The sequence below is a fragment of the Virgibacillus tibetensis genome (assembly GCF_036026595.1).
In the GTDB taxonomy this organism is placed as follows: Bacteria; Bacillota; Bacilli; order Bacillales; family Amphibacillaceae; genus Virgibacillus_P; species Virgibacillus_P tibetensis.
On the sequence record NZ_JARZFX010000015.1, the window covers coordinates 39,905 to 66,776 of the forward strand.

A 26,872-nucleotide genomic window follows, 5' to 3' on the forward strand; every position below is an offset into this window, starting at 1 on the left:
TGAGAAAGATAACCTGGTAAAAATAGGAGAGGTAAAAGATGGTTCAAACAACCTTGCAAGATAAATTCGGTCGGCCACTTCAGGATTTACGTATATCAGTAACAGACCGTTGCAGTTTTAGATGTACGTACTGTATGCCTAAAGAAATATTTGGTAAGGATTTCAAATTCATGCCAAGAGATCAACTGTTAAGCTTTGAAGAAATAGAAAGATTAGCGAAAATATTTGTAAGCTTAGGAGTAAAAAAAATACGCCTAACTGGTGGGGAGCCTTTGCTAAGAAGGAACTTGCCTGAGTTAATAGAAAAGCTTACAGCAATCGACGGCCTGGAAGACATTGGCTTGACTACGAATGGTGCTCTGCTGGAGAAGCAAGCGGAAAAGCTGAAAGCGGCTGGGTTAGTCCGTGTTAACGTAAGCCTTGATGCATTGGATGAAAATAAATTCAAATCGATTAATGATGTCGGGGTAAGCCCAGAACACATTTTAAAAGGTGTCAAAAAAGCACAGGAAGTCGGTTTAGAAGTGAAAATGAATATGGTAGTTAAAAAAGGCCTGAATGACAATGAAATCCTTCCAATGGCTACCTATTTTAAGAAACAAGGAATTTCTTTGCGTTTTATAGAATTTATGGATGTAGGTCAAACAAATGGTTGGGATTTTAAACACGTTGTGACAAAAAAGGAGATCTTTAATGAGCTTTCACAGCATTTCCAGTTAGAACCTGTTGACCCAGCCTATCTGGGTGAAGTAGCGAAAAGGTATCGTTATAATGGAACTGAGACGGAAGTTGGTTTTATAACATCGGTTTCTGAATCCTTCTGTTCTACGTGTACAAGAGCAAGAATATCGGCAGATGGGAAGTTCTATACGTGCTTATTTGCTGCCAGTGGATTTGATTTAAAGGAACTGGTCCGATCCGGGATAACTGATGAGGAGCTGATCGCAGCATTTACACCTACTTGGACAAATCGGAGCGATAGATACTCGGATGAGCGAACAGCAGAAACAGCCAAAAATAAACCGAAAATAGAAATGTCATATATTGGGGGATAGGCGAAGCCTTCCCGATTAAGAAGAGAGGAGGGTGACACATATGAATGACCGTTATTCCAGGCAGGTTTTGTTTCAACCCATCGGCCAAGAAGGGCAACGTAAAATTCAGGAGAAGCATGTACTGATCCTAGGCTGTGGGGCATTAGGATCAGCCAATGCGGAAAACCTTGCTCGGGCAGGTATTGGAAAGCTTACTATTATAGATAGGGATTATGTAGAATCCAGCAATCTCCAAAGGCAACTGCTATTCTCAGAGAAAGATGCAATTGAACAACTGCCTAAGGTTATAGCGGCAAAGAACAGATTGAAGCAAATTAATTCTGCAGTGGAAATTGATGCCCATATCATGGATGCCACAGCTAATACGCTTGTGCGTTTACTGAATGAAGTGGATCTTGTCATAGATGCAACAGATAATTTTGATATTCGTTTTATTATGAATGATTTATTTCAGCAACAGAGTATTCCATGGATTTATGGATCCTGTGTGGGTAGTACGGGAATGAGCTATACTATTTTGCCGGATCAAACACCATGTCTGCAATGTCTGTTAAGTGCTGCCCCTCCATCTGGAGCAACCTGTGATTCTGTCGGTATTATTTCACCAGCTGTTCAAATGGTTGTAGCACATCAGACGACGGAAGCATTAAAACTTCTAGTTGAAGATGCTGATGCACTGCGTTCTCGTCTATTGACCTTTGACCTATGGAATAATCACTACCAAACGATAAATGTAGATAAGGCTAAAAGGGGCGATTGTTCCAGTTGTGGAAGTGACCCCAGCTATAGCTATCTGACATACGAATCTCAAACAAAAACAGAAATATTATGTGGCAGGGAGACAGTACAAATTAGGGCTGGACGGGAGTTTAACTTGGAAGAACTGGCATCGAGATTAGAAAAATCCGGTCCGGTCAAGACAAATACGTTTATAGTGTCCTTTGAATATAAGGCCCTTCGATTTGTATTTTTTCGAGATGGCAGAACATTAATTCACGGGACGGATTCTATTGAAAAAGCAAAAAGTGTGTATTATCAGCTTATCGGATAAATATAAGTAGCAATGAAAATACGGGCGGCTTCTCAGGTTGCTGCTGAGTCAAAGGAATGATAATAAATGATTAAAGTACTATTATTTGCTCATTTAACAGAAGAGGCGGGGAAAGATAGTATTGAAGTAGAAACAGACGAAATATCTGTTAACGATCTAAAAAAAATATTACAAGAGAAACATAACATAAAACAATTAGATCATGTAATGACAGCAATTAATGAAGAATATGCTACAAACGATGATAAGGTGAAAAGCGGTGACATTGTAGCATTAATACCGCCTGTAAGTGGAGGCTAATAATTAAACAAGGTGGCCAATATTGATATTGGTCACCTTGTTTTTATTTTGGCTGTATTAGTAAGAATTGTATTAGGATTTTGACGAACGATTGAGCTTTTAATTCTCGCAGTTGAGCTAAAAGACGACATAACTTGTTACTGGAATAACTAACCGCTACGGAAATACACTTCGCTTTTACCACTCCGGGTACAAGTGCAACATCTGATCAGTTTCACTTTGTTCGCTTTACAGTGTTTTCTTTGCCGCTGCACGGCTTCAGCCTCGGGGGATTCAGACACGTGCTGTTCTAAGCAGGAGTCGACCGTTTTGGCATGACCGCTGCACCTGGCTTCATTCAGCGATTGCTTCGCTTAATCGCTCGTTCGGCTTGGTTAATTCAGCGTTCGGACCAATTTATTCCGCGCTTGTTCAGCGTAATCCCGCGTTCACCCCTTTGAGCGTGAAAACCGTCCTATCTGGTACGTGTGCGATACGACCGCTTTGTCATGACCGCTGCACCTGCTTTCATTCAGCGATCGCTTCGCTTAATTGCGCGTTCGGCTTGGTTAATTCAGCGTTCGGACCAATTTATTCCACGCTTGTTCAGCATAATCCCGCGATCACCCCTTTGAGCGTGAAAACCGTCCTATCTGGTACGTGTGCGATACGACCGCTTTGTCATGACCGCTGCACCTGCTTTCATTCAGCGATCGCTTCGCTTAATTGCGCGTTCGGCTTGGTTAATTCAGCGTTCGGACCAATTTATTCCACGCTTGTTCAGCATAATCCCGCGTTCATCCCGGTTAATTCAGCGTTCACCTCTTTGGGCGAAGTGTATTTCCGGAGAGGCTGTTCCAGAGTTACGTTGTCTTTTATATGTTTTGGCTCAAAGACGACAAACTTTATAAACGGACGCTTCTTTAGTAAGGGTCTGCGTTATGCCCTTTTTCCACAGCTTGTTCTGGTGCTTTTTCGGAATCTTTATTGCCAAGCGGGTTTTTGCTTGATCCTTCTTTAATGGCATTTGCTAAGCCATTTCGTAAGCGACTACCATATTCTTCGTCTGCCTCTTCTGCAAGTGCAACCATTTTATCCTGAATCCGTTGATCACACTCAGCTAGATCGCCTACTAAATTTGAAATCAGCTCATTCTTTTCCCAGTCTTCAAACATCCGATATGTTTCCCCCGCTTGTTTCGTATTATTTTGACGATCAATTGATTCTCGGACGAGTTTACCTTCCACCTTGGGTGTATGCTCTAATCCAACTTGTTCAGCTTCTTTCAATCCACCAAGAATAGATGGTTCATAGTTCACATGCGGGTTTTGGCCTGGTGCTTTATCAATTTTCTGGCGCAGCTGCCCACCTTCCTGGTTTGTAGCTACCCTTTTTTTGGCTGCATTAATAGGAACCTGTAAATAATTTGCACCAACCCTATATCGTTGCGTATCTGAATAAGAAAAAGTACGTCCTTGAAGCATTTTGTCATCTGAGAAGTCGAGCCCGTCTACGAGAACGCCGGTTCCAAAGGAAGCTTGTTCTACTTCTGTAAAATAATTTTCAGGATTTTTGTTCAAAACCATTTTTCCAACTGGTAACCATGGAAACTGATCATTAGGCCACAGCTTCGTATCATCAAGTGGGTCGAAATCTAATTCCGGGTGGTCATCATCACTCATAATCTGAACGAGTAATTCCCATTCTGGATAATCTCCCTGCTCTATAGAGTCATACAAATCCTGTGTTGCATGGTTAAAGTTAGTTGCTTGAATTTCATTTGCTTCTTTGGTCGTCAGGTTTTTAATTCCCTGTTTTGGCTCCCAGTGATATTTAACAAGGACTGCTTCTCCATCTTTGTTTACCCATCTATATGTATTTACCCCTGATCCCTGCATCATTCGGTAATTTGCCGGGATTCCCCAAGGTGAATAAATAAATGTAACCATATGAAAGGACTCTGGTGAGTTTGAGCAGAAGTCAAAAAACCGCTCACTATCTTGTATATTCGTTACAGGGTCTGGTCGAAAAGCATGAATCATATCGGGAAACTTCATCGCATCACGAATAAAGAAAATCTTTAAGTTGTTTCCAACCAGATCCCAATTTCCATCTTCTGTGTAAAATTTAACTGCAAATCCACGTGGATCACGAACTGTCTCTGGAGAGTGATTACCATGTACTACGGTTGAGAATCGGACAAAGACTGGTGTCTGCTTTCCTTTATCTTGGAATACCTTAGCACGTGTATATTTAGAAATGGGGTCTTTTCCAGCCGTTCCATAGGTCTCAAAATATCCGTGGGCACCTGCACCTCTTGCATGAACAATGCGTTCGGGAATCTTCTCCCTGTCAAAATGACTGATTTTCTCAATGAAGTCATAATTCTCCAGTGTAGCAGGTCCGCGATTACCCACTGTTCGGATGCTTTGATTATTTGTAACAGGGTGGCCTTGCCGTGTTGTTAGCGTATCTTCGTTTTCTATATTTGTTTGGTTATTTTTCGATGGGTCTTGGGCCATTTAAACAATACCACCTTTCTTGGAATATCCTTTATGTTTTCCAAGAGTTACAATATTATCCTTTTTTATAAACTGAGACCATAGATCCATTTCAGTAACATATAGCAAGACTCTACCAACACAGCTGGAATTACTCGCTTTACCATGGGGCAACTACTTAGTCTTTTCACTCTTCCCTCACCTGCTGTGGCTTAGCACGCTACTGTTTCGATGTCAATTTATAGCTCAGTCTGCAGTCGTAGAAGTCCCTACTGTTACAGTAGGGTTTATTTGTTGTTGTATTTCAGTCGATGTGCCGAAGACTGGAAGTTAAGGTATCTGTATCATAAATAGTGTAGGGAATAGTTAATAACGGAGGGGAAAATATGATGAATTTTAATGAAGAGGTATATAGAAGTGTAGTGGAAGCACGTAGGGAACAGTTGAGAAAGATAACCTATGGAAAAAATACTTTCAAACGTCTTATAATTATAAAAAAGAAGAATTGGATTATGCGGCTTAGAGAAGCTTGATTTTATAATAGAGTTCCGATTCAAATAAAGGATTTTCGATGTAAATATAGAAATATGTAAAGTATGTATTAGTAGTTATTCTATTTTATAAGGGTGAGTAAAAAATGGAACTATGGGACTTATATGATATCGATCGGAATAAGCTTGGATTGACGCATTTACGTGGAATACCTTTACCAAAGGGGCGCTATCATTTAGTAGTTCATGTTTGGATACAGAACGATAAGGGGCAATTAATATTGTCTAAGCGACATCCGGATAAACACTTCGGAAACCTATGGGAGTGCACTGGTGGATCTGTATTACAAGGAGAGAATAGCTTGGAGGGTGCATTACGTGAAGTAGAAGAAGAACTTGGTATAAAGCTCTCCCCAGATTCCGGAAAACTTCTACACTCAGAAGTTAAGGAAACACATCATTTAGATTACTGGTTTTTTATATCCAACGTTGATATAAAGGATCTGGAATTACAAGCTGACGAGGTAATTGATGCTAAATGGGTAGATCAAGAAACAAACGAGAATATGATTAGATGCCATGAAACCACCCCTGCGCTAAAACATTTTTATGATCTAATAAGTAAATATCGATAAAAGTCGAGATTTGGTGAGAAGATCTATCTCGACTTTTCATATGCTTCAGCATATTTTTCAGGTTCGACAGAAAATAATTCGTAAAGTGCTTGTATGGAGTGATTCTGGACATAAGTGTTTACCATATTATAAGCGAAAGCATAACCTGCCAAATAAGGTATCCCGCTTTTAGGATCGCCAAAACATAATCTGCTTTTAAGCTGATCGTTAGTGGTATTGAGATGGTTTCTTGCTTCACTCCAATAATTTCTTTCTATTTCTTTCGTAAATGAACTCTTCCACCAGCGCGTATCACTATATAAGGATAAACTAAAATACTCTGCGGTTCCTTCCATCTTATACCATTCAGCTAGTGTAAAGGTATCAAATGTAAGTTTGTATATTGGATTGTCAGGACTTGAATGATGAGCTTCGTGTGCAATCATATATTTCAAAAAGTCCTCGTCAGGATTTGGTGGAACAGCAATGATGATATTCCCTATCCCATTTGTAAACCCATTTACCCAAGTGGATTGGTCCAACTTTTCAAACCATGGGAAGGGGAGGGCGGGAACAATAGTTATTTTCAGGTCATTATCCAGATTGATATGTTTTTTCACATTCTCTATTGTATCGCGTATTAAGCTCTCTATAATAACCGTATCCCATTCATAGGTTTTGCTTTCTTCTTCGTTCATTTTTGCGAACTTAAACAATTGGAAACGTTGAGCTAGTTGCCGCCACTCTGTCATCCATGTGTTTTTATTCACTAAAGAATTAAGCTTATTTTCTAAAGACCCTTCTGTGTTTTCCGCAATTGAGATTATCTTTGGATTTATCTGTACTATATTCACCAAGGTCAGCACTCCTATCATTTTTTCTTCTAAAATCTAAGACTATTATTCACCAATGCATTATATACATAATAGTATACACTACATTGGAGGTAGCAAATAATTATGTCTTGGCAATCACTAAGCTCCTACTGGGAATCAGTCAGTTCATATGAAAACCTTATAAATCTAGCGGCTTCGATAGGTATTTTACTGGTATTCTTACTCCTTAGAAAAGTCATCACTAGATATGTATTTACTTTTTTATTGAAAATAAGCAGAAGAACACTAAATGGCTTCTTTTCACAGCTTCGCTTATCTTTTGAAAAGCCCATTCAGCTGTTGTTTATTATAATTGGTTTGTATTTGTCTATGGGGTATTTTCCTTACCTGGAACAAACTAACCCGTTATTTCTTCATATAATAAGATCGGCCATCATCTTCATTGTTGGTTGGGGGCTGTTCAATCTATCTTCTTCATCATCCGTGCTTTTTTCAAAGGCAAATGAAAAGTATAATATTAAAATCGATACGATACTTATCCCTTTTTTTTCAAAGACTCTACGCGTTATTATAGTCGCGATTAGTCTCAGTGTCATAGCCCAGGAATTTGGTTATGATGTGAATGGTTTTGTTGCGGGCTTAGGTATAGGTGGACTTGCGTTTGCTCTTGCGGCTAAAGATGCACTGGCGAATTTATTCGGCGGAATTATTATTATCACGGAAAAACCGTTCACAATTGGAGACTGGGTTATGACACCTAGTGTCGAAGGAACTATTGAAGATATCAGCTTCCGTAGTACGAAAGTAAGAACCTTCGCTCAGGCGCTCGTGACCGTTCCAAACGCAACATTATCCAATGAATCCATTACGAACTGGAGTAAGATGGGGAAAAGGCAGATTACATTTAATTTACGACTGACGTATGAAACGCCAGTAGAAAAAATACAAATGGTGGTCAGGGAAATGGAGTATTTGCTGAAGAATCATTCGGAAATACATCAGGAGACAATTTTTGTTAACTTTGATCAATATAGAGAAAATGGTCTGGATATATTCTTATATTTCTTTACGAAAACAACGGATTGGGGAAGGTATCTAAAAGTGAGAGAAGAGATTAATTTTAATATTTTAGAGCTTCTCGAGAGTGAAGGAGTTTCTATAGCACTGCCAACACGGAGGTTGTTTATGGATTCAGAGACTGTGGAGAGCAGGGGAAATGAGTCTTTGGTTAAGCAGGAAACGTAAGGGAGTTGAGTAGATCTAACCCTAACTCCCAATGAATCGTATTGAAATTTCTTCATCAGGTGCTTTATTATAACTTTCAATTAAACCATGATTACGTATTGCTTGCTTGGTTACTGTTTTCTGTATAAATGAGACATCTATTTCCCTATGAAATGGAAATTCACTGAGGGAAATTGTGCGATCATCTTCCCAGGTAAGTTTCATTTTATCCTGACTGAAAACATCCAGCGCAGAAGGCATAGGTATTCCACTTTTAAAAAATGGATGGGTATCTTCGCCAGGTTCATTCAAGCAGATATACAATGATAAATTGTCACAGAATTGAAGGAGTTCATAATGGAAGTTGAAAAGAACTGCATCAAATTCTGTAAGTGAATCAATAATACGATGCTGACGTATTTTTTCCTGCTCCACAAATAATTGCGCATCCTCAGACATATCACTCATGAGGAATCGCTTATAATGTTCACTGCATAACAGACCTGCATAGCTATCGGCTTTTTCCACTTCATCTATGCCAGATGTGTAAAGCATAACTTTAGAAGGCGTAGGGAAATCTATAAATGAATATGGTGTTTTTTTTTGGTCATTCCAAAAAGGTTGCTTGTCTACAGGCTTCCACCCACAATCATGCTGGAAAATCGCATGGTCTACAGAATTTTTGTATTTCATACCAGGAAACAAGGAGTCCTGGCAATTGGCTATGAATTTACCTGATACCTGCGCATGATTATCCTGCTCTATCATTACAAATTCAGTATCATGTTCTCTTACGATCATTAAAGGTCACCCTTTCTGTTCTTTATACTTATAAGTTACACTACTAGTATAAGCCAAATGAATGGGGGTATAAAATCAAATGATTGTACGTGATGAGGTTATGATCCAAGCACCAACCAGCAAAGTATGGGAAGTTCTGGTCAATCCAAAATATGTGAGTCAATGGGATGAGCTTCCTGAAGACTATCCAGAAAAAAATATGACTGTTGGTAGTGAGGTAGTCTGGGATATTCCTAATGGTAACTATAGTAAAACGACTGTTATAAAAGCAGATCCAACTAAGGAACTGCAAATTGCATTATATGTCTCCAATTGGAGTGTATACCCAAAGCCAGGGGATATTGCTTACTCATATAAACTAAGTGAACAAAACGGTGAAACAAAACTATCAATTAAAATTGGGGACTTCTCCTTATTGTCTGATGGAGAAAAGTATTATGAAGCTTCGGTAGAGTTTGCTAGTGATGCAAAAGAAATCATTAAACAATTAGCAGAACAAAGTTAAATGAGGTTGAGACAAAAGAGGGATTATTCAGTAAAACTCGAATATTAACGCCTGAGCAAATGTATCGCTTCGGCAAAATACTTCGCTTTCCGTGGGCACGGCTTCAGCTAACTGTGTGAAGAAGAGCACTTCACACAGTTAGCTGAAGCTCGTGCTGTTCCCACAGGAGTCTGCGTATTTTGCCTACGCTAAGTTCCGATTGTTCGGATTCTCATTCTTCCCATTTAGTTATGTCCCAGCCTTGTATTTGTGAATAGAATAAGGAACTATAGCAATAGATATAGCATGAACTACTAGTTAGTGCAGTGACTGCGGGGTCCGGGAAAAATTCTTTCAGTATTACAGGAAATCTTTTAAAAAATATGGTACAATTTATACATTGATACAATTACAAAAAGTAACTTAGTTTCAATTTGTAATTTAATAGAAGAGGTGACTAAAATGGAGAAGATTTTTTTTGAAAAACCAACGACATTTGTTGGAGAAGTTACTATTAATGTAACAAATTTAGATAAAGCACTAACCTTTTATCAAACAATTATTGGATTTAAAATACTAAAGCAAACAGACTCTAAAGCAGTCTTAACTGCAGATGGCATAACCCCTTTGTTAACATTAATACAACCGGATGATGTTATTGCAAAAGAGGGGAAAACTACTGGCTTATTTCACTTTGCAATCCTGCTGCCGACACGTGCAGACCTTTCTGCATTTTTAAAACATATTATCCAAACAGGAACGCAATTGGGAGCATCTGATCATTATGTAAGTGAAGCGCTCTATCTTTCTGATCCAGATGGCAATGGAATTGAAGTGTACCGTGATCGACCATCTTCTGAATGGGACTGGTCAGATGATCAAGTTGCTATGGCTACAGAGCAGCTTGATGGAGAAGGTCTGCTTGCAGAGAGCAATCAAGAATGGAATGGTTTGCCGAGTGACACTGTGATGGGACACATCCACTTGCATGTAGCAGACTTGGAAAAGACCGAAGAGTTCTATACAAAAGGACTTGGGTTTAAGGTGGTTACAAAATATCCCGGTGCCCTTTTCACTTCAACTGGTAATTATCATCACCATATAGGTTTAAATGTATGGAATGGGGTAGGCGCCCCACCACCGAAGAAAAACAGCGCAGGATTGAATTGGTTTACACTTATTTATCCGGATGAAGATGCCAGAGCGAAAGTTGTTGCTCAATTAGGTCAGTTGGGTGCGAGTGTAGTGAATGAGCAGGATAGTATGGTGGTCGATGATCCATCAGGTAATTCGATTCATCTAAATGTTGGTGAGTAATTAAAACCGTGATAAATTATGGAGTTGTTGAAGGCGAGGGTGAACCCCCTCGCCTTTAACGTCATCTAGAAAATGAAAACATCAAACTATTTGCCATATGTTTCCTTACTAATATACTATCAAGTCATAGCCCTTTTTGAATGCACATTAAGAAATAGGGAATGGATAACGGTAGGAATTAACTTGAAAAGGAAGAGCAGTCTATGGCATATGTATTATTAATCATCGGTTTCGGCTTACTAATAAAAGGTGCAGATCTCCTGGTCAATGGATCTTCAAATATTGCAAGGCTGCTTCGTATCCCACCAATTATAATCGGTTTAACGATAGTTGCATTAGGGACAAGTTCTCCTGAAGCAACCATAAGTATAATTGCAGCGATAGAAGGCAGTGCTGATGTCTCACTGGGAAATATTATCGGAAGTAATATACTGAATTTAACACTTGTAGTAGGGATAGCAGCATTTATTTACCCCTTAAAAGTGGAGAGTGAGACCATTCGAAAAGAAATCCCTTTCACATTGCTTGCGAGTGTTGTACTTTTGATATTTATCAATGATATAGCACTGCAAGGAAGCACAGAAAATTTCATTACACGGAGCGATGGCCTGATTTTCCTGCTGTTATTATCTGTGTTTATGTATTATGTTATTGAAGTTGCTGTGAAAAGTCGTGGGGATATCTCTACTGGAGAGGCGCCAATAGGTATTAAATGGGGCAAGAATATATTTATCACAATAATAGGGCTGGCAGGTATTCTTTTGGGTGGAGAGATGGTTGTATCAAATGGTACGGTAATAGCTTATTCACTGGGAATGAGTGAAACATTAGTAGGGCTAACCATCATTGCAGTAGGTACATCGCTTCCTGAGGTTGTTACATCTGTTACTGCTGCGCTAAAAAAGGAAAGTGAAATTGCGCTTGGCAATATTGTGGGAAGCTGTATTTTTAATATATTGTTTGTACTAGGTGCAACTTCGGTTATTACTCCATTAGCAGTTAATAAGGAGATGGGTTTTGATGTGATAGTTATGATTCTGCTGACTGGATTGTTACTAATTTTCTCCAGAACGAACTATAAAATTAAAAAGTCAGAGGGAATAACTTTAATCGGAGTATATGTTATCTATCTAGTTTATATCATTATACGAAATTAAGGAAAAAAGAGCGTTCTGCACTTTTTAATAGTGCAGAACGCTCTACTTGTTATCTATTCCGATACCACTTCTCAGCTGCTTCAACTTCACCATAAGTCAACTGGTGACCATTACTTTCCCAATGAAGTTTTACAGTAGCATTGGCTTTTTCAAGTAATGATTTAAGATCCTCAGACTCTTGAGCGGGGCAAATTGGATCGTTTGTTCCAGCAGCTATAAATACGTCTTTACCAGAAAGATCCGGTAAGTCGATTCCCCGTCTAGGAACCATGGGGTGGTGAAGAATTGCTGCATTTAGTGCATCTTGATAATGGAATAGTAAGCTAGCAGCAATATTAGCACCATTTGAATATCCAACTGCAAGGATATTGTTACGGTCAAAATCGTATTTTTTGGCAGATTCATCAAGAAAATCATTTAATTCCTTCGTACGGAATATCAAATCTTCTTCATCAAAGACCCCTTCTGCTAAGCGTTTGAAAAAACGAGGCATTCCATTTTCTGACACATTCCCTCGGACACTTAGGACATTTGCAGTTGCATCAATTTTCTCTGCGAGTGGCAGGAGGTCTTTCTCTGTGCCTCCAGTGCCATGTAGTAATAATAAAGTTGGTTTTGATTGATCGTTTCCTTTTTTAAAAATATGTTCCATTCATGATTCTCCTTTCTTACTTTTGCCCTACTTTTTTTAATACATTAACAAGCATTTCTTTTTCATCATCTGTTATACTGGAGAAAATATTCTCGATTACTTGCTGATGTTCAGGGAAGATTTCATCCATGAGCTGTTTTCCCTCTTCAGTAATTTGAATATATACAACTCGGCGGTCTTCCTTGCAGTTCATGCGTTCCAATAAACCTTTTGTTTCTAATTTATCTATCACATAGGTTATGGATCCTGTGTTAATAAGTACGGCTTCGGATATTTGCCGAATCGTTTGTCTGCCTTTATGATAAAGGGCTTCTAAAACGGTGAAGTCTGAAATTCGCATACCATGAGCACTAATGTCTTCTTTTACCTTTTCCTGAACCGATTTAGTTGATTTCATTAATACCACAAATGCTTTTAAGGATAAGTTATCACTCATAAGAGCACTCCTATCAAGTTTAATAATTATTTTAAGTTATTTTTAATTAAGACATATTTAATTAAAGACAATTTTAGTATAGATAGAAAAAGAAGTCAATCTTTTGGCTTATTTGGATTCTTATTTGTTATATACCAGAGTTTAAACAAACGATTGATCAACATGCTGATTCTAGTTTATCGTTTATAATGCGACCCCTCGTAGTGAGGCGTTTGATTCTGGAAGGAGCAGGAGGGAAGAAAAAAAGTAAAATTTTACTTTACAATTCATTATAAATTTTATATAGTATACATACCTAATAATTCTAGGTAGGTGATAAAGATGTTTAATCGGGAGCTTGTTAAAGGAAGCACATCCCTTTTAGTGTTGCAGTTATTAAATGAACGGGATATGTATGGTTATGAGCTGGTTAAAGAAATGGATCAGCGAAGTGAGCATCACCTTCAAATGAAAGAAGGAACGTTATACCCTGCTCTGCATAAACTTGAAAAGCAGGAGTATATCGAATACTACTGGCAGCATCAGGAAAAGGGACCAGCGCGTAAATACTATCGTATCACTTCTGAAGGTATCCGTATTCTCGAGGAAAAAACGAGTGAATGGCATCGTTATGTTCAGGTCATGAACAATTTAATCGGGAGAAGTGAATCGTGAGTGTTGCTGAACAAAAATTTATTCAGGAATTAGATAAAGAGATCGGAAATCGCGCGGATAAGCAAACGATCCTGGCAGATTATGAGGCACATATCTATGAACTGCTGAACGAAGCGACTATTGATGAAGAAAATGAATATGAAGAGTTGGTTGCCAGATTAGGATCTCCTCGGGATATTGCAGAACTATGGGCACAGGAGGCGTCCATTACCCCTAAAAAAACTCAATGGTTATTTGTAGTAATCAATAGTTTATTCTTTGTTGGAGGCGTACTTTTAACTATTTTCTATAATGTCTTTCATTGGAATTGGCTTGAGGTGCTATGGGCTGGGTTAACAGAAATCACCTCCATTATTATGCTGGTCTACATATTTTTCTGGGGACTGCTGGGATATGAAATTGGAAAAGAATTTGGGCATAGTGGAAGGAAACTTCTACGGAAAACTTTCATGATTTCAGTCATTCCGAATGTATTGCTAATGTATATTATTACTTTTAAGTTAATACCTTATGAATGGTTTCAACCGCTTTTAAGCGTTCGATTTATTATATTATGTATAATCTGTACTGCGCTTTTATACCCGGTAAGTATGCTTGGTTATAAGTGGGGAAGGAAAACGTCAGTATAGTGTGCGCTGGGCTGGTAAGGATAAGGTTCAGCCCTGATTCGAGGATTTTTTTACCTATGTACATAGAATAACTAGGTAGGTACATAGGATAACGGAGTATAGGTGGGGTTATGGTGGATTTTCAGATTAGAAAAAACGATTGGTTGTTTATGCTTGTTTGCCTGGGGCTGGGTATTCTGGCAGAGCTTAGTTTTTTTCATGGAAAAATAGGCTTATCCTACCTCGTGTTTGTAGCATCCTTTTACGTAGTTCTATTCATGCGGATACGTATTTTAGTTAACCACCGAAGAATAGGGTTGCTAATTATGGTAGCTGTATGGCTACTTACTGGAAGCTATCTATTTTATGATAATGTTCTTTTCTATAATCTTAATTTATTTTTCATACCGGTTTTAATTTTTTTCCATATTGTTTTAATAACAAGTCCAAATAAACTCAGGTGGGATAATTTCCAATTTATAGCCTTGCTGAGAGCCAAGTTGTCACAAGCAGCTGCCTACATTACTACATTTTGTAAAGCTGGACTTGAAAAGTTATTTAGTAACATGAACAAACAGGCAGCCGATAATGTAAAGCGTATTGGTATTGGTCTCGCCATAGGTGTTCCGTTGCTAGTGGTTATTATAGGTTTATTGATGTCAGCAGACGCTGTTTTTCAAGAAGTTGTCCTACAATTTCCGCAGTTTTTACTTGAACTTAATTTTCTTGAAGGATTCTTTCGGGTTCTGGCAGTGATACTGCTGACACTATTGTTCTTTGGTGTACTTCAGGTATTGCATATTAGATTAAGACCGGCAGATTTCGATTTCAACAAGACCAGGAAAAGAACAAACAAACATTGGAATAGTGTTACTTCGCTAACGATTTTGGTTATGCTAAATTCCGTTTATGTCTTATTTGCAGTTATTCAATTCAGGTACTTCTTCAGCGAGGGCTTGCAAGATGGATTTACTTATGCAGAATATGCACGAAGAGGTTTTTTTGAGTTAGTCTTTGTGACCTTGATTAATTGGACAATTTTAACGAGTTGCTTAAATCTGGTAAAAGGTGTGGAAAAGAACATCCTGATGAAGATGATGTATTCATTGCTAATTGTGGCAAGCGGGGTCATGCTTGCGTCAGCTTATCAACGGTTAAGTATGTATGAAGCAGCCTACGGTTTTACAATAGCTCGGTTGTTGGCACATGCCTTCATGATTTTTCTAATGGTAATTTTTGCTTACACATTAATTCGAGTATGGATTGAGCGATTATCTCTGCTTCATTTCTACCTGATTGCCGGCTTAATTTTTTATACCATTTTAAATGTTATTAACATCGAACAGATTATTGTTGATAAAAATCTGGAACGTTATAAGCAAATAGAAAAAATCGATATTTATTATTTAAGCACTCTTTCGTATACAGGAACAGATGGATTAATAAAATTATATGAACGAAGAGAAGATTATCCAGAGTTAAAAGATATGCTGAGGGCAAAACAGGAGAGACTGAAACAGCAGGATCAGACATCCTGGCAATCATTTAACTTCACAAAGCAAAAAGTAATAGAAAAACTGCAGAATCTTGAATTGTAATAAACAGGGGGCAGTTCCCCGCAGATAAGGAGGTCATCATATGAATTATAGTATTCCAAAGCATGTTGCTATTATGATGGATGGAAATGGACGTTGGGGGAAAAAACGGGGATTAACCCGAAGTGAAGGACATTACGCTGGTGCAAAGACAATGCAGAAAATTATTGATGCCTGTATTGATTTCGATGTGAAAATACTTACTCTTTATGCATTTTCTTCCGAGAATTGGTCCAGACCTGAAGATGAAGTTAATTATTTAATGCATTTACCTGTTAAGTTTTTCAATCAAAAATTGCCTGAGTTTATGAGAAGAAATATTAACATACGAATTTCTGGAAACTTAGCCGCCCTTCCAGACCCTACAAGGGAAGCACTTATGAAGGCAGAAAAAAAGACGGGAAATAATACTGGTATTATTGTTAACTTTGCTTTCAACTATGGTGGAAGGGATGATATCCTGCAGGGAATCCGCAGAGTAATCCATGAAGTTCAAAATAACGATATGAATTTGGATATGATGGATGAAGATCTGTTTCAGCAGTACTTATACACGAAAGACTTACCTGATCCCGAGTTAGTTATTCGTACTGGCGGAGAGAAAAGAGTAAGTAATTTTCTCTTATGGCAATCATCGATGTCGGAATTATACTTTACAGATGTTTTCTTTCCCGATTTCAATAAGGAATTGCTCTATGAAGCAATTAAGGAGTATCAGAGAAGGACCACCTTGCATTTAACTGAAAATCAAAAGTGGGAGTCTACGATAAGAGGGTAGTCAGATTTAGCTAGTTGATCAGGATTCAATGGTTGGAATGAAGAGTTGCTGTAATGATAGAATAAATAAACAGATTAAGAAAGAAGGTGACCAAATGGGAGCATGTAATATTGATCATTCGTATGAAGATGTGATGAAGAAGCTGAAAAGTCAGGAAGCATTCTTGTCAGTGGAACTAAGTGTTAAATTGCATCATTTTTTAGAACGTGTTCATCCCCAGGAAACAATGAACGAATTGTTTCACCTTTTGAAGAAATATGACCTGTCTTCTAAGGAAGAGCAGGAGGAAAGAAATAATAAAATGATTTCGCTTATAAGCTGAGTAAGAGTTAAAAAACTACCATTTAATTAGATTAGATGGTAGTTTTTATATGCGTTCTACTTTTGTTTAGCAGCTTGGGTCATCTGATGCCAAATGGAGCCTTTCGCTTGTTCTCCTCCTTCAATACGGGCTAAGGCCATTTTTACCTGCATGCGCACTTCGAATTCTGGATCTTCCATTGCCTGCTGTAGTGCAGGTATAGCTGTTTCATCACCAACTTCGTATAAGAACATAGCAGCACGCCAGCGGACAATCCGACTTTTGTCTTCTAAAGTGTTTATCATTTCAGGGATTGCTTCCTTAAATCCAAGATCTGATAAACAATCACCTGCAGTTCGTCTTACGTTAATGGCTTTATCTTTCAGAGCTTTATACAAGTATGGAAGAACTTCAGTCTCTTCAATCATGCCCAAATACGCCGTTGCGAGGCGCCTTATAGAAGCTTTTCCATCATCAAGTGCTTTATCCAATACAGGAAGGTCATCTATCATTGGATCCATTCGATCTAATGCAGCATAACGATCTTTCCAGTTTGGCTGATCGAGCATCTCGAGCGTAACTTTCTTTCTGAGGGGTTGTTCCTGTGAGGGTTCATTTGTAAAAGCAAGCTTTACCAATTCAGCCACCCGTTTTGAATCATAGGTTGCATCTATTTCCTGAACAACATCCTGACCAATTTCTCCTATATCACCATAACGGGGATTTTGTTCCACCCATTTCCTCTCCATTAAGTAATTGTCGGAAGCGGCGGATGCTTCCATTGCTGCATTCATGAATCGTTCGGGTAATCCAAAACGTTCTTCGTCTTCTCCATCCTGTAATTTAACTTGCATGGGAATATTTCGGAACAGTTGAATGGATACTTTAACCTCACCAAAGGAATCATCGGTTCCCGACGTCTCCACGGCTGGCTCATCAGGAGACCCCTCGGTAGATCCAAGGGCGTTGCGTACTTTCGGGAGGATATCTTCCCAGGCAACCCGTGGATTTCGCTCAAGTGCAATAAAATCTATAACACGATAAAGACCTTTTACTCCATTAATATTAAATAGCGATTTAATGTAATCAGGAGCGTCACTGAGGTCATCGTCAAGCTTGTAATTTTCAGTTTGACCATCAGCCAACTGTTCATCAACATTAATTTTCATAGAATATGGACTCGGTGTAGGTTCAATCGAGATAATTTTCATTTTCTGCTCCCCCTTGGTCACGTATACTTAGAATGATCGTAACAAAAATATAAAGAATTATCCATTATAGAAAATGCTGAGTGTGAGAGGTAACGTTTAATGAGTTGAGGATACAGTCTTAGGGGTTCTCGTTACCAATCAAATGGCTTCCTCTTTATTCGACATTTTTCTACATTAAATGATAATAATTTCAATTCAGATAACTGAATTTGCAGATAGCAAGAGGAAGTGGAAGGCATCGAGAGGATCCATAACTTAATGCTTGGTCTGATGCTGAGTATATCCAAATGGTAGAGAATATAAGCTTAATACACAGATTGTGCACTTTGTAACAAATTAATTATAGCTGTATACTTTACATAGAGTTAAGTTTCACATAAACCTTTGTATAGCAAAGGGGTCCCTGCGTATACTAGCGCATATGGGAGCTTTTTTTTTTGGTGGAAATTTCATAGGGGGTAACCATGTTAAAATTTGAGAATGTAAGTAAAGTTTATAAGGACGGGTTTAAAGCAGTAGATAACGTTAATTTTGAAATATCTGAAGGAGAACTCGTTGTTCTCATCGGACCCAGTGGATCTGGGAAATCAACCACAATGAAAATGATTAATAGAATGATTCCACATACAAATGGAAAGATCTCTATTGATGGGGATGACGTTACGAAGTTAAATGCAGCAGAATTGCGACGTAATATTGGTTATGTCATTCAACAAATTGGTCTATTTCCTCATTACACAATTGAAAAGAATATAGCAATTGTTCCCCAGTTAAAAGGGTGGGATGAACAAGATATCAAAAAAAGGGTGAAAGAGCTCCTGGAGATCGTCGGTCTGGATCCACAAGTATACAGTAATCGATATCCCAAGGAATTATCTGGTGGACAGCAGCAGCGTGTTGGTGTTGCACGGGCGCTAGCATCCAATCCCAATATTATCTTGATGGATGAGCCATTTGGTGCTCTTGATCCAATTACAAGGGAACAATTACAGGGTGAGTTGATTTCCTTGCAGCAAAAACTTAAAAAGACAATTGTCTTTGTAACCCATGATATGGATGAAGCATTAAAGCTGGGTGATCGAATTGCTATTATGAAAGATGGAAGTTTACTTCAAATAGATACCCCGGAGAAATTATTGCACGAACCGGCCTATGGTTTTGTGGAAGAGTTCATTGGAAAACATCGAATTATTCAGAACCCTGAACTTATGTCAGTTAGAGATGTAATGAATGAAACTGTATTAACATCGCTTCCGAATCGATCTCCTGAAAAGTCCTTGGCAATGATGCGCAAGAATAAAAAAATGATGTTAGTTGTTGTGGACGAGGATGACAAAATGATGGGAATTGTGTCTGCTTATGATTTAATAAAGAAGATGAATGAAATTAAATCAATTGAAGAAATCTTGCTACCATCTGAACCATATCTCATGAGTTCGCAAAGTGCTAAGGATGCCATTGTAATGATGTCAACAGCGTCACTCGGTATAATTACGGTTCTTGATGAAATGAATAAGGTAGTAGGATTAGTGACTCGTGGAACATTGCTTTCCGCACTGTCCAGTCAGTGGACAGAATTGGAGGCAAAATAATGAATAACTTAAATTTAATGGAACAAATCATTCAACAGACACAAATGCGCTGGGCAGAGGTACTTGAGGCGACGTTTGTTCATATACAACTCGTATTTTTTTCTATGCTTATGGCAGTAATACTAGGAGTTTTATTAGGTATTCTCATTACACGGGTTCCATCGCTGGTTCCATTCGTATTAGGTGGAACAGGTATTATGCAAACTATTCCCAGTCTTGCAGTACTTGGGTTTTTAATACCTGTGTTTGGGATTGGTGTTAAAACCGGTATTGCGGCATTATTCTTATATTCATTATTACCGATTGTTAGAAACACCTACACAGGCATTAAAGATGTTGATAGTGCAACAATAGAAGCGGCTAAAGGAATGGGTATGACGAGCAAGCAAATATTATTTAAGGTTGAGCTTCCTTTATCTGTTCCCATTATGATGGCTGGTATTCGTACAGCTGCTGTTATTAACGTTGGTAATGCTACATTGGCAGCCTTTATAGGTGCTGGTGGACTTGGAGACTTTATTTTCTTAGGCATTACCAGAGGAATAGATGGTTTAATATTCTTAGGAGCTATTCCAGCTGCTATCTTAGCAATTATGCTTGAGTTTATCTTCAACAAGCTTGAACGTTGGTCTACACCAGAGGGGTTGAAATAGTATGAGTAGAAAAAAACTAATTTTGCTATTTATGACTTTCATTACTGTTATACCACTCTCAGGATGTATATTAAGTACGGATGAATCAATTACTGTTGGTTCGAGAAATAACACGGAAAGTATCATCTTATCAAATATCATCGGACAATTAATTGAAGATAAAACAGATGTGAGTGTAATCTATCGAGAAAACCTCGGAGGTTCTAATGTTGTTTGGAATGCAATGATGAATGGCAGTATTCAGATAATACCAGATTATACAGGAACAATTGTGATTACGTATTATGGTGAATCTCCTGGAACAGCTGAAGAAACACTGGTGAAAACAAAGGAACTCGTGTCAGAGGACGGTATTAGAGCCTTTAATACTTTTGGATTCAATAATACGTACACATTAGCATTTGATGAAGCAGAAGCAGAGAGACTTAATATAGAAACCTTCAGTGACTTTGCAGAAGTTTCCGACCAATATACACTTGGGGCAGTTTTTGAATTCATTGATCGTCCGGACGGGTTGCCCGGATTTAAAGAAGAATATGATCTTGAGTTTAAAGATGTTAGAGGTATGGACCATGGAATGATGTACCGCGCCATTGATAGTGGCGAAGTGGATGTAATCAATTCCTATACAACAGATGGTCAATTACAAATATATGATTTGAGAGTACTCGAAGATGATCAGTCTTACTTTCCGCCTTATCACGCGCTCCCTCTAGTTTTGGAAGAAACACTAGAAAAATATCCTGAATTGGAAGAAGTATTGCAACAGCTGGAAGGTAAAATTGATGAGCAAGCAATGCAAACTATGAATGCTAAAGTGGATAATGAAGGCATGATGGTTGATTTGGTTGCAAGGGAATTTTTGGAGGAATCAGGTTTAATTGAATAATAAAGATGGATATTGAATCGGCTGTTTTGTAAATTTTGTTGGCTATTAATTGTCGTAGTTGATAAAAAGACGACGTAATGAAACCCTTTATTTTATGAAAAAAAACTTAACAACTAAAAAGAGGAGGCCCTCTTTTTAGTTGTTTAATTTTTACTGTTAACGAGATTGAATCAGCGATTACCCTTTTGGGCTTGAAAACCGTCCATTCTGGTCTGCACGCGATTCGCTGACCGCTGCATCTGCCTTCATTCAGCGTTTGGACCACTTTATCCAGTGCTTATTCAGCTTAATCCCGCGTTCGCTTCACTTTATTAAGCGTTTGTTCAACTTAATTCCGCGTTTAACCCGGTTCATTCAGCGATCAAGCATTTGAGGTATGAAAACAGGGCCATTCAGGCCTATACACGTGATTCGCTGACCTCTCTGCATCTGGCTTCATTCAGCGTTCGGACCACTTTATCCAGCGCTTGTTCAGCTTAATCCCGCGTTCGGACCACTTCATTCAGCGATCGACCTTGGGCGTGGTGTATTTCCGGGACGGTTAGCTATGCCAGTAACTACTTCCATCGTACTTTATATGTTTTGTGTCAAAATAACAATCTTTTAGAAAACAGCCTAATCAAATAATGGTATACTTAATACAATTGAATGATTTTTGCCTTATGGTGACTTTAAATAAAAGTTGAAAAGGGAAGTTGGTTTAATTCCAACGCGGTCCCGCCACTGTAAAGATGAGGACACTTTCATAGCCACTGTTTCGTAACTAGAAGCGGGAAGGGGAAAGGGTTTGATGATTCGTAGCCAGGAGACCTGCCATGGGGAAGAACATTTTTATCCTACGGGAAATAGGAGGATGTTGCGATATCAACTTTCATACAGATGAAATAATTTTTGCTCGCAATTTTAACATCTTCTATTAAGGGGATGTTTTTTGACTTTTTAGGAGGTAATTTACAATGGAAAAAGTAGCTATTAATGATTCTAAAACAATTCAGACCAGGTTAGTACTACCACCAGACACCAATCATTTAAATACAATTTTCGGAGGTAAAGTGTTAGCTTATATTGATGAAATTGCTGCACTAACAGCAATGAAGCATGCAAAAAGCTCAGTTGTTACTGCCTCAATAGATTCAGTAGATTTCCTATCATCAGCAAAGGTTGGTGATTCTTTAAAATTAGAAGCATTAGTAACGTATACAGGTACAAGTTCCATGGAAGTTTATGTAAAGGTAACTGCCCATGATTTAATCAAAAATGTTGAGAGATTAACAACGGAGTCATTCTTGACCATGGTAGCAGTGAATGAACAAGGAAGACCAGTACCAGTACCAAAAGTGTATCCTGAAAATGAAGAGGAAAGAAAGTTACATATGACGGCCCCTTCTCGAAAGGAGAACCGTGTAAGGCGAGCTGCTATAAGATAAGTATACGCTTGTAGAAGAATGTTATAAAAAAACAGTTTCAACCTTCACATAGGCTGAAACTGTTTTTAGTAATTTTATTTTCTTTCAAAATAAGTCTCCCCAAGAATTACTTTCTGATTGTAAGTATCGAGTGGAAGCCCTTCTTGAACAAAGGTATCGGCTTCATCTTCTTGAAGATCATACAATACTTCAATCTCTTTTGAGAATAATAAATCCTCATTTTCAAAAAGCGAAGAAAGTGCAGGTAGAGGTTTGGGTTGAATTTCTTTATCACCCATTACCTGCTTCAATCCATTGGCATATTCCTGTAATGTGCGTGCCCCAACAAGTTTCACGCCCTTATTATCTTGATTAACCATAATGATTGTTGGGAACCCTCTCGCACCAAGCTTTCCAGCTAGTGCAAAGTCCTGATTTAAAAGGTCCTGTGAGCTTGAAAGGTTTGCTTCTTTTACAGTTTCCGCACCGTTTAGGCCAAGTTCATTTACTATTTCAATTAATACTTTGTCGTCACCAATATTTTTATTAAAGGCAAAGACAGCTTCTCTTGCCTTACGTAAAAATACAGTAGCTAGATGTTCATCATGTTTTTGCACCACTTTAAAAACACGGGATGGCGGAAAAGATGATTGAACTGGGTCGTCATACCATAGTGATCCATCAATTGGCATACGGGACTGTTCACCAACTTCTCTCCAGTGTTCGGCAACGTCTGAGGGACCAGTAATTCCGTTTTTTACATCGGCAAAACCGCCTCCCCATTTTTCCAATAATCCACCCATAACTGTTTTGAATTGAAAATATTGATCATACTGCTCAACAAAACGGCGGAGAACCGGTTCAAGTGCCCAGCAATGAGAACATATAGGATCGGTTACATAATAAAGATCAATTGTTTTTTTCGGGTTTAGATCAATTATTTCCATTGTGTCATCTCCTGCGTCTCCGCAAATTCCAGTTTCAAGATCACAAATCATATTATTTTTATTATTCATTTTAATTTCTCCTCACCTGTATTTTCTATCGTTATATAGTGCTGTGCCCATTCCTGGATAGGTTGTAGTGCATTAGCAAGTTCCTGCCCTTTTTCTGTTAATTTATATGAAATAACTACAGGAGAAACCCCTACCACCATTTTATCTATTAATCCGTATTCCATAAGTTCAGACAGCTTCAATGAAAGTGCTCTGGAAGTTATACTACTGAAGTCCCTTTTAATTTCGGAAAAATGCGATGTATTATCTTTGCAAAGTGACAAAAAATGTATGATTTGGCCGTTCCATTTTCTGCCTAATATTTGGAAAGAAGCCTCAATATATGGACAAATATTAATCATAATCACCCCTTTGATATATTAAGTATATCAAGTATAAAAAATAAATCAAGTATAATTATTATACTTGATTTATTTAAATAATAACAGGACAACTGATAATTGAATATAGTGATATGCAGATCAGTTTACTGGGGGAGATTAGATGCAAATTCATGTTGTGCAAAGCGGAGATTCACTATGGAGGATCTCACAGAACTATGCTACGGATATTAACCAGATTATTTTAGTCAATCAATTAGATAATCCTGATGTTCTTGTAATCGGACAGTCACTAGTTATACCAGAGGCAAACCGTGAATATGTTGTTCAACCGGGAGATAATTTATATGCTATTGCTCAGAGGTATAGTGTAACGGTTCAAGAGCTTGCGGATGCCAATAATATTACCAACCCATCGCTTATCTATGTTGGTCAATTGCTTCACCTGCCTTATTATCCTCATGTCGTACAATCAGGAGAAACACTATGGTCAATTGCCCAGAGATATGGAATAGAGATTGAACGCCTGATTCAAGTAAATAATATCGCAAACCCCTCATTAATTTATTCAGGTCAGACGATTCGTATTCCAGCTGCATTAAAACCTGTGACAGAAGTAAATGCATATACAACACAAATGGATGAGCAAGGCAGACAGGAAGTACTCCTTCTAGGAAGAAATTTTACGTACCTTTCACCATTTACGTACAGTATTACAGCCGAAGGGTCAATAACTGAATTACAAGATTTACAAGTTATCGAAGCGGCTCGTGCTACCACAACTTCACCACTACTAGTATTGACAAATTTTGTGGAACAAAGCTTCAATTCCGATATAGCAGCTACTATTCTTCGCAGTTCAGACTTACAAAATACGTTGATTACCAACTTGTTAGATACAATGAGAGCAAAGGGCTATACGGGTTTAAACATTGATTTTGAATATGTTTATCCGGAAGACCGAGAGAATTATAATGAATTTCTACGTAGGGCAGTTGCTAGATTACACCCGGAAGGATTTACAGTCTCCACAGCTCTGGCACCCAAGATTAGAGAAGATCAGCCAGGTTTGCTTTATGAAGCCCATGACTATCAAGCACATGGAGAAATCGTTGATTTTGTTGTACTAATGACGTATGAGTGGGGTTGGGCTGGTGGTGAGCCGTGGGCTATTGCGCCAATTAATGAGGTACGCAGAGTATTGGATTATGCAGTAACAGTAATTCCACCGGAAAAAATCCTCATGGGTATACCACTATACGGAAGAGATTGGAGAATACCGTGGGAAGAGGGGACACTTGCAAGAACTGTAAGCCCCCAAGAAGCAATTAGACTGGCAGCAAACTATGGTGCTGCTATTCAATACGATGAAACCTATCAATCCCCTTACTTTCGTTATGTTGACGAGGCTGGTCAGGAACACGAAGTATGGTTTGAGGATGCACGCAGTATCCAAGCTAAGTATGACACGGTGAAAGAATATGGCTTAAGGGGATCAAGCTTCTGGGTTTTAGGTATGCGTTTTCCGCAAAATTGGCCTATTCTTCAGGACAATTTCACGGTTAGGAAGTTGTAGGTGTATGAAGGTGAGCTTTCATAGATCATAATCGCTCGAGTGTTTCTCTGAAAAGCTCACTGAATTTCTTTCTGTCTTCTTCTGTAAAAGGTTTCGGTCCTTTTGTTCGTTTGCCACTTTTTCTTTCCATGGCACTGAGGTATCTTGTTTGTAATAGTTGATCGATATTTTCGTTTGTATATGTAAAACCCTTATGATGTAGTACAATGCATCCCTTTGCTAAACCTAATGAAGCGAGACCGTAATCTTGTGTAACAATGATATCGCCTTTTTCCGCCAGTTTCATGATCCGGTAATCGGCTGCCTCTGCACCTGAATCAACATAGATTGTTTCCACACCTGGAGGTTGCTCTTCATTGGAAAAATGAGAAAAGCTTGAAACGAGAATAACAGGAATGTCTACGTGCTTTGCTTCAGATATAATACTACTTTTTACAGGACAAGCATCTGCATCTACATAAATTTTCATGATATTCACCTTTTCCTTATGTGCTAGAATTCGCTATGAATACTATTAATGACTTCTTGAAGTAATTCTGCTGTAATTTTTTCTACAAAAGATGCATTTCGTACAGATAGATCAAGTGATTTAACATGTTGACAGAGAATAGAACCGGTTGTGATAGTTTGTTCATCTAATTTTACATGAAGAGGAAAGTCTGAGGAAACATTTGAGATTGGACAAACCAAAGCCAAACTGCTGAGTTGATTAAAGAAATTATTACTCACTACTACCGCAGGTCTTCTTCCGCGTTGTTCAAATCCCCTTTGCGGATTAAAGTCTAAAAAATAATATCTCCTTGTTCAGCATTATACATTACAAGTCTTCCCTTCCTACATCATTACCTGTGTCAAATTCCTTCATGGATTCTGTTAATTCTTTATTTGATTCATTTATATCATAATTGGCAAACCTTTCTTGAATGCTTAAGGGTCGACTGGATTTTTCCAATATAATACCATGCTCATTTATGTTAAATGATAACTGGTCACCAGCTTTTAAATTCAGCATGCGCCGGATTTCGATAGGTATTGTAACTTGACCTTTGCTGGTTAACTTAGCTTCAATCATAATTAATACGCCTCCAATTCCTTACATTTCCTTACTTACTATTATTATATTCCTATTTATAAAAATTGCCAAAAGTACATATTGAATAGAAGTCTTGACACTCCCACAGCTGAAGCAATGGGATTCTAAAGTACCAAACCGTTCGCAGTCCATTTCTGTTTTGTACTAGTCTTTAGTTAAGGGGTGTGTCATCACCCCATCCTGCTTCGTTCTATACACCTTCGGTGTACATGTGCCTAACAGGCGGTATTGCTGTTACCACAATACTAGGGTTATGATGCTTTCTTCTTGTTTTTCTTCTCT

General features: G+C 38.3%; 29 protein-coding genes, 1 pseudogene and 1 riboswitch. Of the genes and pseudogenes, 19 read left to right on the forward strand and 11 right to left on the reverse strand.

The features are described from left to right. The first annotated feature begins 38 nt into the window (after positions 1 to 38). From moaA to moaD, 3 genes are all read left to right on the forward strand, one after another. Positions 39 to 1,055: a GTP 3',8-cyclase MoaA gene (gene moaA / locus QGM71_RS18515; RefSeq protein WP_327609053.1), complete on the forward strand. Its 1,017-nt coding sequence runs from the start codon at positions 39 to 41 to the stop codon at positions 1,053 to 1,055. 40 nt (positions 1,056 to 1,095) lie between these two features. Further along, positions 1,096 to 2,106: a MoeB/ThiF family adenylyltransferase gene (locus QGM71_RS18520; RefSeq protein WP_327609054.1), complete on the forward strand. Its 1,011-nt coding sequence runs from the start codon at positions 1,096 to 1,098 to the stop codon at positions 2,104 to 2,106. Between the two features lie 66 nt (positions 2,107 to 2,172). Next, the gene (moaD, locus tag QGM71_RS18525; protein WP_327609055.1) at positions 2,173 to 2,406 is read left to right on the forward strand and encodes a molybdopterin converting factor subunit 1; all 234 of its coding nucleotides are present in this window, start codon (positions 2,173 to 2,175) and stop codon (positions 2,404 to 2,406) included. Positions 2,407 to 3,308: 902 nt separating this feature from the next. Here the strand turns inward: moaD and QGM71_RS18530 are convergent. Continuing rightward, positions 3,309 to 4,907: a catalase gene (locus tag QGM71_RS18530; protein ID WP_327609056.1), complete on the reverse strand. Its 1,599-nt coding sequence runs from the start codon at positions 4,905 to 4,907 to the stop codon at positions 3,309 to 3,311. A gap of 365 nt (positions 4,908 to 5,272) precedes the next feature. Here QGM71_RS18530 and QGM71_RS18535 point away from each other — a divergent pair, with 365 nt between their 5' ends. Together QGM71_RS18535 and QGM71_RS18540 are read left to right on the forward strand one after the other, a co-directional pair. Beyond that, complete coding sequence (locus QGM71_RS18535) at positions 5,273 to 5,419, forward strand: hypothetical protein (protein WP_327609057.1); 147 nt, start codon at positions 5,273 to 5,275, stop codon at positions 5,417 to 5,419. A gap of 104 nt (positions 5,420 to 5,523) precedes the next feature. Next, entirely contained in the window at positions 5,524 to 6,012 is a 489-nt protein-coding gene (locus tag QGM71_RS18540; RefSeq protein ID WP_327609058.1) for an NUDIX hydrolase, read from the forward strand. 23 nt (positions 6,013 to 6,035) lie between these two features. Here QGM71_RS18540 and QGM71_RS18545 read toward each other — a convergent pair whose 3' ends face one another. Further along, a complete protein-coding gene (locus QGM71_RS18545) occupies positions 6,036 to 6,845 on the reverse strand; it encodes a DUF2268 domain-containing putative Zn-dependent protease (RefSeq protein WP_327609083.1) in 810 nt (269 codons plus the stop codon). A 105-nt stretch (positions 6,846 to 6,950) separates the two neighbouring features. Between QGM71_RS18545 and QGM71_RS18550 the strand changes: the two genes are divergently transcribed. Then, positions 6,951 to 8,072 (forward strand): mechanosensitive ion channel family protein, encoded by a 1,122-nt coding sequence (locus tag QGM71_RS18550; RefSeq protein WP_327609059.1) that lies wholly within the window; start codon positions 6,951 to 6,953, stop codon positions 8,070 to 8,072. Between the two features lie 21 nt (positions 8,073 to 8,093). Here the strand turns inward: QGM71_RS18550 and QGM71_RS18555 are convergent, their stop codons facing one another. Next, the gene (locus QGM71_RS18555) at positions 8,094 to 8,852 is read right to left on the reverse strand and encodes a DUF3891 family protein (RefSeq protein WP_327609060.1); all 759 of its coding nucleotides are present in this window, start codon (positions 8,850 to 8,852) and stop codon (positions 8,094 to 8,096) included. Between the two features lie 79 nt (positions 8,853 to 8,931). Between QGM71_RS18555 and QGM71_RS18560 the strand changes: the two genes are divergently transcribed. The 3 genes from QGM71_RS18560 to QGM71_RS18570 all read left to right on the forward strand — a co-directional run bounded on the left by QGM71_RS18560 (position 8,932) and on the right by QGM71_RS18570 (position 11,810). Further along, positions 8,932 to 9,357 (forward strand): SRPBCC domain-containing protein, encoded by a 426-nt coding sequence (locus tag QGM71_RS18560; protein WP_327609061.1) that lies wholly within the window; start codon positions 8,932 to 8,934, stop codon positions 9,355 to 9,357. 441 nt (positions 9,358 to 9,798) lie between these two features. Next, entirely contained in the window at positions 9,799 to 10,653 is an 855-nt protein-coding gene (locus QGM71_RS18565; protein ID WP_327609062.1) for a VOC family protein, read from the forward strand. A 203-nt stretch (positions 10,654 to 10,856) separates the two neighbouring features. Then, positions 10,857 to 11,810, forward strand: a complete 954-nt coding sequence (locus tag QGM71_RS18570; RefSeq protein WP_327609063.1) for a calcium/sodium antiporter — start codon at positions 10,857 to 10,859, stop codon at positions 11,808 to 11,810. Between the two features lie 49 nt (positions 11,811 to 11,859). Here the strand turns inward: QGM71_RS18570 and QGM71_RS18575 are convergent, their stop codons facing one another. Continuing rightward, a complete protein-coding gene (locus QGM71_RS18575) occupies positions 11,860 to 12,462 on the reverse strand; it encodes an alpha/beta hydrolase (protein WP_327609064.1) in 603 nt (200 codons plus the stop codon). 16 nt (positions 12,463 to 12,478) lie between these two features. Then, entirely contained in the window at positions 12,479 to 12,898 is a 420-nt protein-coding gene (locus tag QGM71_RS18580) for a MarR family winged helix-turn-helix transcriptional regulator (RefSeq protein ID WP_327609065.1), read from the reverse strand. Between the two features lie 321 nt (positions 12,899 to 13,219). Between QGM71_RS18580 and QGM71_RS18585 the strand changes: the two genes are divergently transcribed. The 5 genes from QGM71_RS18585 (at position 13,220) to QGM71_RS18605 (ending at position 16,855) form a co-directional block, all read left to right on the forward strand. Further along, positions 13,220 to 13,552 carry a PadR family transcriptional regulator gene (locus QGM71_RS18585; protein ID WP_327609066.1) on the forward strand — a complete coding sequence of 111 codons (333 nt, stop codon included), beginning with the start codon at positions 13,220 to 13,222 and terminating at the stop codon, positions 13,550 to 13,552. After that, entirely contained in the window at positions 13,549 to 14,181 is a 633-nt protein-coding gene (locus tag QGM71_RS18590; protein WP_327609067.1) for an HAAS signaling domain-containing protein, read from the forward strand. Before QGM71_RS18585 ends, QGM71_RS18590 begins: the two co-directional genes overlap by 4 nt. 113 nt (positions 14,182 to 14,294) lie before the next feature. Next, positions 14,295 to 15,758, forward strand: coding sequence for a DUF4153 domain-containing protein (locus QGM71_RS18595; RefSeq protein ID WP_327609068.1), 1,464 nt, complete (start codon positions 14,295 to 14,297; stop codon positions 15,756 to 15,758). Between the two features lie 40 nt (positions 15,759 to 15,798). After that, the gene (locus tag QGM71_RS18600) at positions 15,799 to 16,533 is read left to right on the forward strand and encodes an isoprenyl transferase (RefSeq protein WP_327609069.1); all 735 of its coding nucleotides are present in this window, start codon (positions 15,799 to 15,801) and stop codon (positions 16,531 to 16,533) included. A gap of 94 nt (positions 16,534 to 16,627) precedes the next feature. After that, on the forward strand, positions 16,628 to 16,855 hold the full coding sequence (locus QGM71_RS18605) for a hypothetical protein (RefSeq protein ID WP_327609070.1): 228 nt from the start codon (positions 16,628 to 16,630) through the stop codon (positions 16,853 to 16,855). A gap of 56 nt (positions 16,856 to 16,911) precedes the next feature. Here QGM71_RS18605 and QGM71_RS18610 read toward each other — a convergent pair whose 3' ends face one another. Next, positions 16,912 to 18,045, reverse strand: a complete 1,134-nt coding sequence (locus QGM71_RS18610) for a conserved virulence factor C family protein (RefSeq protein WP_327609071.1) — start codon at positions 18,043 to 18,045, stop codon at positions 16,912 to 16,914. Between the two features lie 464 nt (positions 18,046 to 18,509). Here QGM71_RS18610 and QGM71_RS18615 point away from each other — a divergent pair, with 464 nt between their 5' ends. The 4 genes from QGM71_RS18615 to QGM71_RS18630 all read left to right on the forward strand — a co-directional run bounded on the left by QGM71_RS18615 (position 18,510) and on the right by QGM71_RS18630 (position 22,606). Continuing rightward, entirely contained in the window at positions 18,510 to 19,637 is a 1,128-nt protein-coding gene (locus QGM71_RS18615; RefSeq protein ID WP_327609072.1) for a betaine/proline/choline family ABC transporter ATP-binding protein, read from the forward strand. Next, positions 19,637 to 20,290: an ABC transporter permease gene (locus tag QGM71_RS18620; protein ID WP_327609073.1), complete on the forward strand. Its 654-nt coding sequence runs from the start codon at positions 19,637 to 19,639 to the stop codon at positions 20,288 to 20,290. The genes QGM71_RS18615 and QGM71_RS18620 overlap by 1 nt, the downstream gene beginning before the upstream one ends. Before the next feature lies 1 nt (position 20,291). After that, entirely contained in the window at positions 20,292 to 21,179 is an 888-nt protein-coding gene (locus QGM71_RS18625) for a glycine betaine ABC transporter substrate-binding protein (RefSeq protein ID WP_327609074.1), read from the forward strand. A gap of 646 nt (positions 21,180 to 21,825) precedes the next feature. Beyond that, a riboswitch (cobalamin riboswitch) is annotated at positions 21,826 to 22,011 on the forward strand. Between the two features lie 124 nt (positions 22,012 to 22,135). Continuing rightward, positions 22,136 to 22,606, forward strand: a complete 471-nt coding sequence (locus QGM71_RS18630; RefSeq protein ID WP_327609075.1) for an acyl-CoA thioesterase — start codon at positions 22,136 to 22,138, stop codon at positions 22,604 to 22,606. Positions 22,607 to 22,680: 74 nt separating this feature from the next. Here QGM71_RS18630 and QGM71_RS18635 read toward each other — a convergent pair whose 3' ends face one another. Together QGM71_RS18635 and QGM71_RS18640 are read right to left on the reverse strand one after the other, a co-directional pair. Next, positions 22,681 to 23,601, reverse strand: coding sequence for a DsbA family protein (locus QGM71_RS18635; RefSeq protein WP_327609076.1), 921 nt, complete (start codon positions 23,599 to 23,601; stop codon positions 22,681 to 22,683). Next, on the reverse strand, positions 23,598 to 23,942 hold the full coding sequence (locus tag QGM71_RS18640; RefSeq protein ID WP_407703055.1) for a winged helix-turn-helix transcriptional regulator: 345 nt from the start codon (positions 23,940 to 23,942) through the stop codon (positions 23,598 to 23,600). Before QGM71_RS18640 ends, QGM71_RS18635 begins: the two co-directional genes overlap by 4 nt. Before the next feature lie 142 nt (positions 23,943 to 24,084). Here QGM71_RS18640 and QGM71_RS18645 point away from each other — a divergent pair, with 142 nt between their 5' ends. Then, on the forward strand, positions 24,085 to 25,497 hold the full coding sequence (locus QGM71_RS18645; protein WP_327609077.1) for a LysM peptidoglycan-binding domain-containing protein: 1,413 nt from the start codon (positions 24,085 to 24,087) through the stop codon (positions 25,495 to 25,497). Positions 25,498 to 25,522: 25 nt separating this feature from the next. Here QGM71_RS18645 and QGM71_RS18650 read toward each other — a convergent pair whose 3' ends face one another. From QGM71_RS18650 to QGM71_RS18655, 3 genes and pseudogenes are all read right to left on the reverse strand, one after another. Beyond that, on the reverse strand, positions 25,523 to 25,966 hold the full coding sequence (locus QGM71_RS18650; protein ID WP_327609078.1) for a YaiI/YqxD family protein: 444 nt from the start codon (positions 25,964 to 25,966) through the stop codon (positions 25,523 to 25,525). 23 nt (positions 25,967 to 25,989) lie between these two features. After that, positions 25,990 to 26,229: pseudogene (locus QGM71_RS21900) on the reverse strand (type II toxin-antitoxin system PemK/MazF family toxin); the annotation flags it as partial. Between the two features lie 85 nt (positions 26,230 to 26,314). Then, positions 26,315 to 26,569, reverse strand: coding sequence for an AbrB/MazE/SpoVT family DNA-binding domain-containing protein (locus tag QGM71_RS18655; protein WP_327609079.1), 255 nt, complete (start codon positions 26,567 to 26,569; stop codon positions 26,315 to 26,317). Positions 26,570 to 26,872 lie beyond the last annotated feature (303 nt).

Excerpts from the sequence above, each read along its gene's own strand:
- moaA (WP_327609053.1), top strand. The coding sequence starts at position 39 with ATGGTTCAAACAACCTTGCAAGATAAATTCGGTCGGCCACTTCAGGAT.
- QGM71_RS18520 (WP_327609054.1), top strand. The coding sequence starts at position 1,096 with ATGAATGACCGTTATTCCAGGCAGGTTTTGTTTCAACCCATCGGCCAA.
- moaD (WP_327609055.1), top strand. The coding sequence starts at position 2,173 with ATGATTAAAGTACTATTATTTGCTCATTTAACAGAAGAGGCGGGGAAA.
- QGM71_RS18530 (WP_327609056.1), bottom strand. The coding sequence starts at position 4,907 with ATGGCCCAAGACCCATCGAAAAATAACCAAACAAATATAGAAAACGAA.
- QGM71_RS18535 (WP_327609057.1), top strand. The coding sequence starts at position 5,273 with ATGATGAATTTTAATGAAGAGGTATATAGAAGTGTAGTGGAAGCACGT.
- QGM71_RS18540 (WP_327609058.1), top strand. The coding sequence starts at position 5,524 with ATGGAACTATGGGACTTATATGATATCGATCGGAATAAGCTTGGATTG.
- QGM71_RS18550 (WP_327609059.1), top strand. The coding sequence starts at position 6,951 with ATGTCTTGGCAATCACTAAGCTCCTACTGGGAATCAGTCAGTTCATAT.
- QGM71_RS18555 (WP_327609060.1), bottom strand. The coding sequence starts at position 8,852 with ATGATCGTAAGAGAACATGATACTGAATTTGTAATGATAGAGCAGGAT.
- QGM71_RS18560 (WP_327609061.1), top strand. The coding sequence starts at position 8,932 with ATGATTGTACGTGATGAGGTTATGATCCAAGCACCAACCAGCAAAGTA.
- QGM71_RS18565 (WP_327609062.1), top strand. The coding sequence starts at position 9,799 with ATGGAGAAGATTTTTTTTGAAAAACCAACGACATTTGTTGGAGAAGTT.
- QGM71_RS18570 (WP_327609063.1), top strand. The coding sequence starts at position 10,857 with ATGGCATATGTATTATTAATCATCGGTTTCGGCTTACTAATAAAAGGT.
- QGM71_RS18575 (WP_327609064.1), bottom strand. The coding sequence starts at position 12,462 with ATGGAACATATTTTTAAAAAAGGAAACGATCAATCAAAACCAACTTTA.
- QGM71_RS18580 (WP_327609065.1), bottom strand. The coding sequence starts at position 12,898 with ATGAGTGATAACTTATCCTTAAAAGCATTTGTGGTATTAATGAAATCA.
- QGM71_RS18585 (WP_327609066.1), top strand. The coding sequence starts at position 13,220 with ATGTTTAATCGGGAGCTTGTTAAAGGAAGCACATCCCTTTTAGTGTTG.
- QGM71_RS18600 (WP_327609069.1), top strand. The coding sequence starts at position 15,799 with ATGAATTATAGTATTCCAAAGCATGTTGCTATTATGATGGATGGAAAT.
- QGM71_RS18605 (WP_327609070.1), top strand. The coding sequence starts at position 16,628 with ATGGGAGCATGTAATATTGATCATTCGTATGAAGATGTGATGAAGAAG.
- QGM71_RS18610 (WP_327609071.1), bottom strand. The coding sequence starts at position 18,045 with ATGAAAATTATCTCGATTGAACCTACACCGAGTCCATATTCTATGAAA.
- QGM71_RS18615 (WP_327609072.1), top strand. The coding sequence starts at position 18,510 with ATGTTAAAATTTGAGAATGTAAGTAAAGTTTATAAGGACGGGTTTAAA.
- QGM71_RS18620 (WP_327609073.1), top strand. The coding sequence starts at position 19,637 with ATGAATAACTTAAATTTAATGGAACAAATCATTCAACAGACACAAATG.
- QGM71_RS18625 (WP_327609074.1), top strand. The coding sequence starts at position 20,292 with ATGAGTAGAAAAAAACTAATTTTGCTATTTATGACTTTCATTACTGTT.
- QGM71_RS18630 (WP_327609075.1), top strand. The coding sequence starts at position 22,136 with ATGGAAAAAGTAGCTATTAATGATTCTAAAACAATTCAGACCAGGTTA.
- QGM71_RS18635 (WP_327609076.1), bottom strand. The coding sequence starts at position 23,601 with ATGAATAATAAAAATAATATGATTTGTGATCTTGAAACTGGAATTTGC.
- QGM71_RS18640 (WP_407703055.1), bottom strand. The coding sequence starts at position 23,942 with ATGATTAATATTTGTCCATATATTGAGGCTTCTTTCCAAATATTAGGC.
- QGM71_RS18645 (WP_327609077.1), top strand. The coding sequence starts at position 24,085 with ATGCAAATTCATGTTGTGCAAAGCGGAGATTCACTATGGAGGATCTCA.
- QGM71_RS18650 (WP_327609078.1), bottom strand. The coding sequence starts at position 25,966 with ATGAAAATTTATGTAGATGCAGATGCTTGTCCTGTAAAAAGTAGTATT.
- QGM71_RS18655 (WP_327609079.1), bottom strand. The coding sequence starts at position 26,569 with ATGATTGAAGCTAAGTTAACCAGCAAAGGTCAAGTTACAATACCTATC.